Origin of the sequence: Muribaculum intestinale, assembly GCF_002201515.1 — a bacterium.
Taxonomy (GTDB): domain Bacteria; phylum Bacteroidota; class Bacteroidia; order Bacteroidales; family Muribaculaceae; genus Muribaculum; species Muribaculum intestinale.
Genome location: NZ_CP021421.1, coordinates 2,915,085 through 2,927,830, shown reverse-complemented (window position 1 = coordinate 2,927,830; position 12,746 = coordinate 2,915,085). Strand labels below are relative to the sequence as shown.

Genomic DNA, 12,746 nt, shown 5'->3' with positions numbered 1-12,746 from the left:
CTAAGCCGCTAACTGAGCCAATCGATGATTTATTTTCTGAATTATTTTGAGATGCGGAGATTTTCCGCAAGTCGAAATAATTGTTGAGGCGAGATAAGATTCAAACATAAGCCGCTTGAACTGCGCTACCGAAAGATCCGGATAATCCTTCCTTATGACCTCTTTGCAGACATTGAGGGCTGTGAAGGAAAGATTGAACGCAAAGTCAAGCCGGGCTTTGTCGCGGGTCTGCTGTGACTGAAGTCCGGTGAACTGCTTGGCATCGCGTATGCCGAACTCAATCTGAAAGCGGGTGCGGTAGAAACCGATGATCTTTTCAGGCCTCATGTCGGTGTCGGTAGAGAAGTAAAGAAGAGACTCTCCGTTTTCAACCGGACAGACCACGATACGGATGTCGCGTTTCAATGCCCTCGAATGTACGACCGCCGTGTGACATCGGGTTTTGTTTCCTTTGGAATCCTCATATATGAATGAAGTGAACACGGACATATCAAGGTTGGAGAAATCCACTTTCTCTCCATACTTTTTCTTTCTGCCGCGTCTTCGCGGGGCGGAGGAATCCGGTATGGCCAGATACCTCAGATATGAATTGGCACGTAATCTCCCGACAAATCGGAATCCCATGCCAATCACTTCATTTACAAACTCATATTTGGAGAAAAATGCATCTGCGACCAGAATATCCGTCAGTGAAAGCAGCTCAGTAGCCTTTGACCTGACAAGTGCCACATACCAGTCAAGCATTGACATTTGTTTCTCGGATTCAAGAGTCCTGAAGTCCGGTGACTGGACAGCACCGAGCATCACGCATGTATGTTTACTCAGACTTATTGCTCCAATTGCCATTATCTCCAGACCGCGTTTCACACGTTGTGCCACCCCTGACCAGAAACGGCCTATGCCATACGTCAGTCTGCCTGCTTTTGAAATGAACGACGGATCGATTGCCACTGCCATGTCATCGGTCGGTCCAAAACAATCCTGCGCCATACCTATGTTGACTTTCATCCAGTCTACGGATGTCTTGAAATTGGAGGCAAAGGTCTTGGCTGTACGACCGCCATAGCGCGACAGCCGGGTAAAATTGACTTTGCCCGGAATCAACGCTACAGTGCGTATTGTTAAAATCAGCCAGTTGAGGAACCTTTTGCTCATCTTGGTTGTAGTATTTTCAAATACCGACTTACACCGAAAGGTGAAGTCTTTGAGAATCGCCAATACGTTCATACGCTAAGTTTTTTATAATGAACGATTTGGCGATTCATTTGTATTTGATAATTCGTTATATTAACTTAAGTTTCAACTACTTCGGTAATTTTTACCGAATCATTGTGATGACTCAACAAATATAATTATCTTTGCATCCCCATCCCGGGTGGTCCCCTTTTCAAATGCTATCCGGGTCCCTTTTCAAATGTTAGATACACATCTGTCAGGAATCATTAGGAATGACAAAATGGTTAACGTCAGCCATATATTTCGTTTTACTCGATTGCTCAGCATAATATTTCAATATTGGGATTGATAGATTTAAGCTGTGTCATGAATCCATCACGGTCTTTAGGGGAGATTTCAATCGGAGCATAGCTTTTCAACACCGAGCGGTATGTTAAACTTATCGAGACTCGAAGGTGTGACATTCCGGCTGTAGCGAGATAACCGGAGGTTTTCTTAACGTCCTTGATTTTTGATATTGGCAGTCGTGTAGGTCTGAAGAACTGATAAATCACGAGGTCTTCGCCGTCTATCTCATACCAGCATCCGAACATCAGCCACGCATAGAGCAGTGTCATACCTCCACATACAAAAACTACATACCACCATGACATGCCGATTGCCGATAGCCATATAACAGCGAGAAAGCCTACTGTCACAAGCCAGACCCACCAGTCGATTTTAGAACGATAGATTGTCTTTGTCATAGAAACATAGTGCCACTTTTATAACTTGCAATAATTCTCAACAGCGTATAAATCAACAGAAATATGTTGTACCGCACCCTTTTCCAATATTTGTTTAACATCTCCCCATAGAAGACCACCCAAGCCTGCGCCTATCGCAGGAAGGGCAATTTTTTCAACACCAGCACATTCAGCAATTTCCATCATTCTCTCTATCGCGTTCTCGATAAATTCGAGTTTTGCCTTTGTTCGCCATGTGGCTTGAGTCCCGAGGTTAAACACATATCCAGAGCCATAATTATAGGCATAGACATCCCCGGGATTAAACTCCCCGTTATCGCATAGGCGTTTGTATTCAACATACATTTCAGGGAATTTAGTCTTAAACTGTAATGCAATTCCTTTGCCCATGGCTCCGGCACAATTACATCCGTGGGCGTAACTCGTCACACCAGGAATCTTAAATATATCACCGTATTCAATGTAATGTATCATAAATGTTTATCTGATTTGAAATTCAACGTATGCCGTATCACTCTTCTGAATCACAAGCCAGACCCACCAGTCGATTTTAGAATGGTAGATTGTCTTTGTCATATTTTCCTGTTTAGCCGTTCACAATCCACTCCTCTGCCGGAGATTCCCTTTCCGCATAGCTGCCGCAAGGCATATCCTTCAGCAGACCGACCGAATGGTCAAGTTCATAAATATATCTAAGGGAGACGATTCTTGCTTCATCTTCCGAATGCTCTCCGCCACAAAGAAATTGCCACATGCCGTCGTCCTCGTCATGCGAAACGTAAAGCACGGGAGCGCCATCGTCTGTCACATGGCAACATGTTATTACTGCCGTGTCGGGAGCATCTGTGAAGGGGATCAGTTTATTTTCTTCCATAAGTTTTCAGTTATTTCATTTTATCTCTATCTGTGCCTTGCGAAGCACGATGTATTCCGACGGATTGCGGCTGTCAAGCCGGGCGATGGAATCAGTCTGGATATACACCGTAGCGATATTCGGGAGAATCCTGCGGAGAGCCTCCTCGACTGACATGTCGTCGCAGGCCATTTCTGTCATAGCTCCGTCGCCAAGGGTGATTGAATCCCCCTTGATGGTATATGAACCGGAAATTGTGTTGCAGTTTGTCTTGATAAAATATGTGTTGTCTTCAAAGACGATATACTGATGTATGCTTGAAAGCCGTTCGTCGGGACGCACGCGAACATAGTCGGAATCACTGAATACGATGCTATCCAGATACCACTGACCGCGCATGTCCACATTCGCTACGGTCTCTTTCTGCAGATTGCCGGCAGCCTCTTTATTTTCCTTGTTGCCTCCGCATGAGGCGGTGAGTATTGTCAGTGCCGTGGCTACCGACAGAATTGATTTTCTTGTCATATCTTTAGTTTTGATATTTTTGATTTTGTCTGACGGAGTGCGCTTTTCAGTCCCGGAGAGAGTGGCTGATATTGCATCATGTAAAGATGTCCCTCCAATTCAGAAAGTAGTTCGGGGAAATGTCGGCTCATCTTATAGGCAGCATATATGCAGTAACCTCTGACTGCGTATGACTCACACTCGGAATTGATTTTTGACATACAGTAGTCAAGGAAATCTGTCCGAATATCGCCAACGGCATATTCTTGTTCTCTAAGAAGATGGAGAAGCATACGCTTCTTGCCCGTGTCTGTCTCGGTCAGCAGTATATCAATCATCTCGTCGCGCAATGACAACAGCCATTCAGCGTCCGTTTCCGGCAGATGGGTCATGACCCAAAGCGCGTTCACACTTGTCCGCCTGTCGTCCGACCGGGCAAAGCCCCAAAGCATATTCAAGTTATCCCCTGAGCCGGAAGCCCATGAAACCACGCTTTTGATTTGCGGAAGATTGATTTTCTGCGACAGCAGTTCCCCGATGTTCATGCCGTTACTGTTTCACTGAAAGAGGTAGCGCACTTTCACGCTGTAACGACGCACGATGCGGCGCATGTTCTCCATGCCGGAACCGCCGTCATAAGCCACGTTGCTGAACGCTGAATACATTGACGGCTCATTTGTGGTCTCAACTATCTCATAAGGCATAAGCAGTTTCAGCCCCTCGTTCTCGGCGATAAACTCCGCTTTCTGCCGGGCCGCGTCGAGAGCCGCCTTTAGTCCCTGACGGTTGTACTGCCCCATGTCGGAGTTGTCGATTTTCGTGATATTGAAGCATACAATGCCCTTGCGGTCAAGGCGGTCGGATATGCGTTCTATATGATCGAAGTCAGATACAGTCGCCGAAAGTCGCTTTGCCATCAGAAATGTAGATGACATATCCCGGTTGCGGTAGTTGCCCAATTCCGAAACCACTATCATAGAGTCCGGAACTCCCGCCTCGCGTAGTGTCTTACGGACATCCTTCTCTATATCGTAGAGTTTTACAATGGTGCTGTCGCCTGACGCCTTATGCTTGTAATACTCCTCCATACCTATCTCTATTGTGATGCGGTCAGGGATGATATTCATTGTCGCCGATCCTGTCACCTCAATCACTGGGGTGTCCGCGCCCTCTGCATGTCCGGCAATGACGGACAGCAGAAGCATTGCCAGCAAGATAAATCTCTTTTTCATATTCTTATATTGTGCTGATTGTTAATTTTCTAATGATTGGTATACGATTTTGGATATATCCGCTATTATCTTTTCAGTCCGTGCCATATCATAGGCAGAGTCTGCTATGAAGACGGCTATGGCATAGCCGCGTCCGTTCGGGAGAAATACATATCCGGCATCGTTGATTCCGACAATACGTCCTTGAGTATTGCGTCCGCCTGTTCCGGTCTTGTGGGCGATTACAGCATCGGTGGCCGCAAGCGGAGCTGGAAGACGGTTGTCGCCGGTGCCGCACAACATCATCATCGCTCCAACAGCCTCGTGGACAGGACTGTCATGGCGCATTTCAAGACGGTAGAACTTATCGAAAAGACGAGCCATTGCAATCGGGGTCGCCCGGTTCTGATAACAGAGATACGGATCACGGTGCATTTCATCCTCGGTCGAGCCGATGGTGATGTCTCCATAGCCTGAAGCCTTCATCAGACTGTCGGAAACCTGCGGTCCTCCGATAAGTCGGAACAACACGTCGCAAGCGTTATTGTCGCTCTGTTGCAGGGAGTATTCAAGAATCTCCGACAGCGGCAGACGCAAATCACTGACACCATATTTATTCCGCATTGGACTCCAAGTATCCTCTTTTATCTCCTTTGCCTGAATGCCGATGGTGTCCGACAATGTTATACCTTTTTTCATGCAGTAATCGGCGACAGCCAGCGCCTGCGGGAACTTATAGACGCTTAACATCGGGAAATCACGATTGCCGTTGACCGATACGGTATCTTTTCCGTCGATTATCACGGCAACACCAATCCGGGTATCCTGTGCGGCAACATAAGTTTTCAGCCGCTCCTCGATCTGGGAATAGCGGTGGTCGTTTCTTATAATATTTCCCTTGTGGTCTATGTAAAACCACTCCGGACTAATCCATTGCCAATGTTCACCCTCTGCCACCTGATGACCCTCATGTGTCGCTTTCGCAAGACCATTTTCAAATGGGAACACGAATGCGAACCGGGGAGATATGACAACATTCCCTTTCTCATCGGCAAAACCGATTTTACAATCCTTGCCTACTATGCGGTGCAGCCCCTCGCGAAAATAGTCATCTCCGTTGTCATAACGGAAGATGGAATACTTTGGCGTGGAGCAACCAATCAAATAAAGCAGACAGATTGCCGACAATATTGAATATATGGTCTTCTTCATGACTGTTATTTTGTGAGTTCGTAGATTTCAACCCGGTCTTCTTCCGTCGGAAAAATCATGATGGCTTTGCGTGGGCCGATCTTATAGACCTTGCCGACAACTGAGTTTGTACTGCCGTATCCGGTCTGAGGGTCATCGTTAACGCTCCAGCCTCCGAGAAAGACAAGCGACTCCGGACTGTTCTGATAGACATATCCCGATTTACGCTGGCTACCGGTTGTCTTTTCAAAGAAAACCTTTCCATCGGCTTTCTTGAACCTGCAATTGAAATACGGATAAGAGAATATGCCGTCACGGGCATCTATCTGTATGGAACGCACACGGCGAAACCCTATCATATCTTTCGGTGTAATCGGATATGTCTTTGCATTCAGCAGTTTTTCCACCATATTTTTCTCCGCGTAGCCATATGATTCTGGGGTTAGGGTTGAGAGAGCTTCCCATGCTATATTCCGGTCACGAGCCAGCACACCATAATCTGACGGAAGTATGATATCTTCAAGTTCTGGGTTAAGATTTTCCGGCATCACAGGCTTTTCTTTAACAAGCTCGGCATTGCCGTTGAAATACCAATCATCGCCATGACTACCCATTTCAAGTTTTCCGACGAGTCTATTGTCAGACTCGATTTTGAAGCGTCCCTCGAACGATGGATGATTATCCCTGTTTTATGTCATTGAACCCGCTTGTCAGGCATCTTTGCTACTGCAAATTTAGCGATTTTTCCCGGCAATGCGAAGAAATATAGGCTTCGGAATGGACTCTGTGATTCCTATTCGTGGTTCCGCCACGTTTTGCATACCTACAAATTACTCTATATCAGTTAATTTTGCAAACAAAGAATAGAGTTATGAAAAAGAGCGGATTAAAGGTTTCGTTCTACCTTAAAAAGAGCGAGATGTCGGATGACGGTCTGTGTCCGGTGATGGGGCGTATAAACGTAGGCAGATACTCGGAGGCAGCTTTCAGCGCGAAACTCTCGGCATCACCTAAGGCATGGATGCCGTGACCGTGCTTGCCTACCTGATAGACACAATCATTTTCCCCGACATGGCGATGATGTTGCCCAACATCGTTGCCGGAACGGTGTGTTTTTGGCAAATATGGTCAATGCTTGAAAACGAATCGTCTTGCAATGATGCACGTTGGGCAGATGTCGCACAACGAATCATGGTTGATAAGACCGAAAGGCATTTTGACATCGACTTGCACGAATTGAAGCACCCCGAAAGGAACAAGAACAATGACACCACGGCAACATCGCCCGGTGTTGAGTAATTAACCCCAATCATTTATCCACATGGCAAATGTTGATTCCTTATTGCCTTACATCCTCAAATTTGAGGGTGGTTTTGTCAATGACCCCGCCGATGCCGGGGGCGCGACAAACAAAGGCGTAACAATCGCAACGTGGCGACAAGTCGGTTACGACAAAGACGGCGACGGCGACATTGATGTTGCCGACCTGAAAATGCTGACCGATGCCGACGTGCGCGACCGCGTGTTGAAGCCCGCTTTTTGGGATAGGTGGAAAGCCGACTGCATTTTGTCGCAAGGTGTCGCAAACATCCTTGTCGATTGGGTATGGGGGTCAGGCAAGCACGGCATTGTAATTCCGCAACGTGTCTTGGGTGTCACACCTGATGGCATTGTCGGCGAAAAGACCCTTGCCGCCGTCAATGCCGCCAACCCACAGCAGCTTTTCGACGCAATCTTTGAAGCCCGCAAGAAGTTCTTAAACGACATCACCGCGCAATCGGTGGCAAAGTATGAACGCAAAATCGGACGCAAGGCGACGGAAGCCGAATTGAAGAAGTACACCAACAAACGCTTCATCAATGGATCGTTGCGCCGTCTTGAAGCGATAAAAGAATTTCGCCCATGAAACGTGTGTTCTTCTTCATCGCCCTTGCCCTGATGCTTGCGTCGTGTGCTTCGACCCGTAAGGTTCAGGAAGCGACCACCACCGTGTCGGTAGAATCGGCAAGTGTTCAGGAAACGACCAAGCAAGAAACTGAAACGGTTGTTGACACGACCCGAACGGAACACGGCAAAGTCGTGATAACTGAAATCATCTTTGACACGACCCCAACCCCGGCAGCTTCGCCGGACGCAAGGGCATCGCCCGACACGGTAAGGGATAACCCCGAACCCGCCCCGACACGAACACCCCAGACCGCATCCGTTAACATTCCCGGTTTCGGTCAGGTGTCCGGCAACATCAAATCAATTCGGCAAACCGTCATTGAATCGGAAAACAGGACCAACGGTGAAAGCAAGGAATCCCGAAAGCAAGAGGAATCCAAATGCAATGCAAATGTTTCGGTCGCCGAAGAAATAAACAATCGTGTCGAACAACCCGCGCCCGACCCCAAGCGTTGGCGGTACATCTTTTATATTGTCGCCGTCGGCGCGGTTGCGCTTCTATACCTGAAACGTGTTCCAATCTTGAATTGGATAAAAAGAATTTTATCAGGGTTGCGCCGCATCTTTTGAAAAAAATTCTTACCTTTGCAACATCATTGTTGCGAAAGCCCCGAAAGGGGAACAATGACAATTCGCCCGGCAGCTTGTCGGGCGTTTTCTTTATGGGTGTGTGAGTGGTTACTCACACAAAAAAAAGCGACCCCGGAAATGTGACTTTCGGGGTCGTTTCGTGTACCTTTTCGATAATCACTTGATAATCAAGTGAGATTGCGGAGAGGACGAGATTCGAACTCGTGGTAGGATTGTATCCTACGTCGGTTTAGCAAACCGGTGGTTTCAGCCACTCACCCACCTCTCCTTTTGCTGATGTTTGCGTGGGTTATTTCCTTTTCAGCGGTGCAAAGTTAACAAGGATATTTTTATTATGCAAATTTTTCTTTGCAAAATTCTGCACATTTTTCAAAAAACGCAGAAAACGAGACAATGACACATCCCATCTAAGAACAACAATACGTACAGCATACCGCATGCTACCCCTCCAATCATGACATAAACCACAAATAGGACACCATAGAGAAATTCATATCAATTGATCAATCTCCCCAATCGACTCATGCTTCTACATTACACAGTAGTCCCCAATATTGCCATGACAAAACTTATTAATCCAACAACAGCAAAACTCTGCAACTATGCTCGGCTACCACCATTTAGTAAATTTCGTTTCGAAATATTTTTTATTTCAAAAACAAATATTATCTTTGCAAACGAAAACAATACAGACTATCTATACTGACATCGTATCGCATCCAATTTTATTCCCTTGAGGAATACTATAAAAATCAAGGAGTACTTAAAACAATTCATCCATACCATAATTCACTAAAGTGGCACTCACCGAGATGGTAAGTGCCACTTATTCATCCAATAGGCTGTCTATCAGAGCTTATAAGTAAGCATGACACGCACGCCGGTAGTATTCGACTTCACATGCGGATAGTCGCGATATCGTGTCGAACGATGATAATGACTCACCGCAGCCGAGAGATACAGTTTATTCCATATACGCAAATCGGCACGCAACTCACTCACATTGAATGAAGCTGCAGAATGGTCTCCCTGAACATCAAGCGTACGGGGATCGCTTCTTGCAAGATTCGTATCCCGATGATATCCCTTCCATGTAAAAAGTCGGTAGTATTCATGAGAGAGAGAGGCTGAAAAACGGTCGCGATTAAACACAAAATTTACGCCTCCTTTAATTGAAAAACCACTGGCAAGATTATAATTACGCTCATCCACATGATAATAGTCCGACAGTATCGAACCGAGCATCACCACATTACCGTGCAAATAAGTATCCAAAGTCCATTGAGGATTACTCGCGTCGCGGAACATCCATCCGGCCCCCAGGCTGGCAGGGATACCCAATTTATATGGCACCCTTGACACATGAGACGGATCCGCTTTATGTATCGTATCGGAATCATAATAATCAAAATGCTGATAAAGTCCAACACTCATCTTGCGAGAAGCAACATCATATATTTCGCGTGCGATAAGCCGACCTTTTATATTGAGCTGACTCAACAGCGGCTGACGGCTTACTACACCAAGATCTGCTCTGACTGTAAAATAATCGAACGGATTGGTTGAAGTCACCTCAAACCTGTCACCATATTCTACATTTATCTCTGCAGTCGCACCTACTGCCGACGACGATGCCTCATCGTTAAGGTATATCCCGCGAGTACCCACAGAGAATTCGACCGATACCGGAGGTGTCCCATACAGACGCCCACGTGTGGTACGAACGCGCCAGGCATCACCTGTGATAATACGTGTAAGTCCCCTCATCGGTGAAATTACAAACACCGCAGCTTCTCGGCCAAACCGGGAAGCTCCGGTATCGCGGTCATCTATGATTGCATCTGACGCGCGGAAAAACACCTCTCCGATTGCCGTGCCACCTATCGGAGTAGCTATAATGTCATTGGTCGAGGGATATTCACATTCCATAAAAAGCTCCCACATAGCGCTACCTCCAATAGAAAACAGAGCAGACTGCCAGTAGTTGAAACCATTGCTTCGTGCTGAATTATAATAGAGACTTCCGTTATAGGGGTGCAGAAACATATTTGTCCCCAGCTTGTCGTTATCCCATTTAAATCCTTTGCGAAAATTTTCCTTGACACTGTTCATACTTATGTATGCAAAATCTCCGCGCTGCACATAACGGTCAAATGCCCATAAGCCCAGATTAAACCCCACCACCTCTCCTGCCGCACGCCAGAAATGCGGCTTTGAATAATAGGCCACGTCAGCACTATCCGGCGGCACCTCCGGAAGCACCCGCAGCTTTATAGGCATTTGGGCCGACACAGTACAGGCGCCCGACAATATGCACATTAATAATATGAGGTATCTTAAGCTAATCATTAATCCATTGTTGAGATATAGTTGTTACAGAAGTATAACAACTGTTAATCTCATCAGTTCGATTTTACATTGCAAATATCATCTACCTCACCCTCACAAACCACCGTAACGAACAGACAAAAGCACACGCTACCGCCACTTTGAAACAAACTCCAAACCAAATCAATCTTTTTGTCATATAAATTTGCTTTTTATAAAACATTTGCTTTACTTTGCGGCATACTATTAACAAATGTATCACGACTATGCCACTTATCATTCCTAAAAAATATAAGCAGAAACTCCTCCCGGAGACCACTGAGATTGCCATCAAGACAATAAAAGAAGGCTTTCAAACCGAATTGGCACGCGCCCTAAACCTGCGGCGAGTCACCGCTCCGCTTTTTGTACTCAGCGGCACCGGCCTGAATGATGACCTCAACGGAGTCGAACACGCGGTATCATTCCAGATTGATGCGATGGGAGGAGCCAAAGCCGAAGTAGTCCATTCCCTGGCAAAATGGAAACGAGCCAAACTTGGAGCTTATGATATAGCTCCCGGATTCGGACTGTATACCGACATGAATGCAATCCGCACATTCGAGGACCTTGACAATACCCACTCGCTCTATGTCGACCAATGGGACTGGGAAAAAACAATCTCACCTAAAGATCGCAACCTCAACTATCTTAAGGAAACTGTAACAAAAATTTACGACGTAGTCCGACTTATTGAAGACCGCATATACCGACAGTTCCCTCACATTACCCCGGTGCTTCCTGAAAAACTGACATTCATCCACACCGAAGAACTACTACAGCAATATCCCGACCTGACACCCCGCCAACGCGAGGATGCAGCCGCCCAAGAATACGGCGCAATATTCCTCATCGGTATCGGAAATGAACTGAGCAACGGAGAGCCACACGACGGCCGGGCACCCGATTACGATGACTGGATTACCCCAAACTCCGACGGATATACAGGACTCAACGGCGACTTGATTTTCTGGAACCCCGTGCTATCGTCCTCATTCGAACTGTCATCAATGGGAATACGCGTAAGTCCGGAGTCACTTCGAGAGCAGCTTGACAAGCGTTGCTGTACCGAACGCAGCCAATTGCGATTCCACAAATCCCTGCTCGACGGACAACTCCCCTACTCCATCGGTGGTGGCATCGGCCAGAGCCGCCTGTGCATGTTTATCCTCCAAAAAGCACACATTGGAGAAGTGCAGGCCTCGATATGGCCACCGGAACAGATTGAAGCATGTAAAAATGCAGGCATCAATCTACTTTAGATACTCTTATTTCTCAGCTTGCTACAATTCATACTACTGTCTCAGGAGCAACGGCCCACCCATACGCTATATAACAATTACACTATCGAAAAGATATTTCGATAAAATCGGAGCACCTATAGTCCCGTCATAACAGTAATTCGTGAGCATTGCTCCTCTCCAGATATTTTTACTTGTTGTCATCTACTCAATCTGTCGGCCTGCTCAATCCGATACCTATTGCATACTGATAAAGCACAGCATATGCTGTGTATCGCTTTCAGTTATTTTTTGGGGCATTCCATACACAAAGAGTGAGCAATACCGATAACATTGCCGCACCTATCCAGAAATATCCCACACAAGTAAAATCGTAGACACCGCCACTTTCTGTCATCGTCTTATTATTCTCTATAAGCACACCGTTCATGATATCCTGAAGTGCCGCTCCGATATACGATGCAATACCCACTATACCCAAAGCCGCGCCAGAGGCTTTTTTAGGAGCTATGTCTACCGCCATCAAGCCCCCGAGAAAGCATATCAGCACACCGATACCAAGCCCGAACATTATCATCAACAAAACATCGACCCAGAAATGACGTCCGGGAATCAGAAGGAACATTGACAAAGCAGCCACATTAAGAATGCCGAATATCAGTGCCGGTACATTGCGACTCCCTCTGAAAAAACGATCGGAAATCAATCCCGAAAATTCAGTGCCGACAATCCCGCAGACCGAACTGATAGATATTATAAAGCTCGCATCAATTGTGTCATAACCTTTCTCTGCCTGCAGAAAAAACACGCCCCTGCTGTTTACCGCATAACAGCTTATATACATGAATGCACTTGCAAAAGCAAGAATCCATATAGCAGGCATCCGCAATACCATTTTCTGTGCATCGTTGAAATCCTC

At 46.4% G+C, this 12,746-nt stretch carries 15 protein-coding genes, 1 tRNA gene and 1 pseudogene; 5 read left to right on the top strand and 12 right to left on the bottom strand.

Annotation, left to right across the window (positions count from 1 at the left end):
- The 9 genes from ADH68_RS12060 to ADH68_RS12020 form a co-directional block, all read right to left on the bottom strand.
- Entirely contained in the window at window positions 1–1,227 is a 1,227-nt protein-coding gene (locus ADH68_RS12060; RefSeq protein ID WP_068960215.1) for a transposase, read from the bottom strand.
- Between the two features lie 269 nt (window positions 1,228–1,496).
- Window positions 1,497–1,922, bottom strand: a complete 426-nt coding sequence (locus ADH68_RS12055) for a PH domain-containing protein (protein WP_068960615.1) — start codon at window positions 1,920–1,922, stop codon at window positions 1,497–1,499.
- Window positions 1,923–1,940: 18 nt separating this feature from the next.
- The gene (locus ADH68_RS12050) at window positions 1,941–2,396 is read right to left on the bottom strand and encodes a macro domain-containing protein (protein ID WP_068960616.1); all 456 of its coding nucleotides are present in this window, start codon (window positions 2,394–2,396) and stop codon (window positions 1,941–1,943) included.
- Window positions 2,397–2,508: 112 nt separating this feature from the next.
- Window positions 2,509–2,796: a hypothetical protein gene (locus ADH68_RS12045; protein WP_068960617.1), complete on the bottom strand. Its 288-nt coding sequence runs from the start codon at window positions 2,794–2,796 to the stop codon at window positions 2,509–2,511.
- A 15-nt stretch (window positions 2,797–2,811) separates the two neighbouring features.
- Window positions 2,812–3,300, bottom strand: a complete 489-nt coding sequence (locus ADH68_RS12040; RefSeq protein ID WP_068960618.1) for an META domain-containing protein — start codon at window positions 3,298–3,300, stop codon at window positions 2,812–2,814.
- Window positions 3,297–3,824: a hypothetical protein gene (locus ADH68_RS12035; RefSeq protein WP_068960619.1), complete on the bottom strand. Its 528-nt coding sequence runs from the start codon at window positions 3,822–3,824 to the stop codon at window positions 3,297–3,299. The genes ADH68_RS12040 and ADH68_RS12035 overlap by 4 nt, the downstream gene beginning before the upstream one ends.
- 12 nt (window positions 3,825–3,836) lie before the next feature.
- Window positions 3,837–4,511, bottom strand: a complete 675-nt coding sequence (locus tag ADH68_RS12030) for an SIMPL domain-containing protein (RefSeq protein ID WP_068960620.1) — start codon at window positions 4,509–4,511, stop codon at window positions 3,837–3,839.
- 21 nt (window positions 4,512–4,532) lie between these two features.
- The gene (gene bla / locus ADH68_RS12025; RefSeq protein ID WP_068960621.1) at window positions 4,533–5,702 is read right to left on the bottom strand and encodes a class A beta-lactamase; all 1,170 of its coding nucleotides are present in this window, start codon (window positions 5,700–5,702) and stop codon (window positions 4,533–4,535) included.
- A 5-nt stretch (window positions 5,703–5,707) separates the two neighbouring features.
- Window positions 5,708–6,295 (bottom strand): DUF4893 domain-containing protein, encoded by a 588-nt coding sequence (locus ADH68_RS12020; RefSeq protein WP_068960622.1) that lies wholly within the window; start codon window positions 6,293–6,295, stop codon window positions 5,708–5,710.
- A gap of 257 nt (window positions 6,296–6,552) precedes the next feature.
- On the opposite strand from ADH68_RS12020, the gene ADH68_RS13835 reads away from it, so the two are divergent.
- The 4 genes from ADH68_RS13835 to ADH68_RS12005 are packed head-to-tail and all read left to right on the top strand — an operon-like array spanning window position 6,553 to window position 8,198.
- Window positions 6,553–6,711: a hypothetical protein gene (locus tag ADH68_RS13835; RefSeq protein ID WP_394364973.1), complete on the top strand. Its 159-nt coding sequence runs from the start codon at window positions 6,553–6,555 to the stop codon at window positions 6,709–6,711.
- Window positions 6,699–6,980, top strand: a complete 282-nt coding sequence (locus ADH68_RS12015) for a hypothetical protein (RefSeq protein ID WP_068960623.1) — start codon at window positions 6,699–6,701, stop codon at window positions 6,978–6,980. The genes ADH68_RS13835 and ADH68_RS12015 overlap by 13 nt, the downstream gene beginning before the upstream one ends.
- A gap of 22 nt (window positions 6,981–7,002) precedes the next feature.
- The gene (locus ADH68_RS12010) at window positions 7,003–7,587 is read left to right on the top strand and encodes a glycoside hydrolase family 108 protein (protein ID WP_068960624.1); all 585 of its coding nucleotides are present in this window, start codon (window positions 7,003–7,005) and stop codon (window positions 7,585–7,587) included.
- Complete coding sequence (locus tag ADH68_RS12005) at window positions 7,584–8,198, top strand: hypothetical protein (RefSeq protein WP_068960625.1); 615 nt, start codon at window positions 7,584–7,586, stop codon at window positions 8,196–8,198. The genes ADH68_RS12010 and ADH68_RS12005 overlap by 4 nt, the downstream gene beginning before the upstream one ends.
- Before the next feature lie 201 nt (window positions 8,199–8,399).
- Here the strand turns inward: ADH68_RS12005 and ADH68_RS12000 are convergent.
- Both ADH68_RS12000 and ADH68_RS11995 read right to left on the bottom strand, forming a co-directional pair.
- Window positions 8,400–8,487 (bottom strand) — tRNA-Ser (locus ADH68_RS12000).
- A gap of 581 nt (window positions 8,488–9,068) precedes the next feature.
- Complete coding sequence (locus ADH68_RS11995; protein ID WP_232321486.1) at window positions 9,069–10,499, bottom strand: DUF3943 domain-containing protein; 1,431 nt, start codon at window positions 10,497–10,499, stop codon at window positions 9,069–9,071.
- A gap of 314 nt (window positions 10,500–10,813) precedes the next feature.
- Between ADH68_RS11995 and asnA the strand changes: the two genes are divergently transcribed.
- Window positions 10,814–11,848 (top strand): aspartate--ammonia ligase, encoded by a 1,035-nt coding sequence (asnA, locus tag ADH68_RS11990; RefSeq protein WP_068960627.1) that lies wholly within the window; start codon window positions 10,814–10,816, stop codon window positions 11,846–11,848.
- Window positions 11,849–12,107: 259 nt separating this feature from the next.
- On the opposite strand, the pseudogene ADH68_RS11985 reads toward asnA, so the two are convergent.
- Window positions 12,108–12,746, bottom strand: a pseudogene (locus ADH68_RS11985) (MFS transporter); the annotation flags it as partial.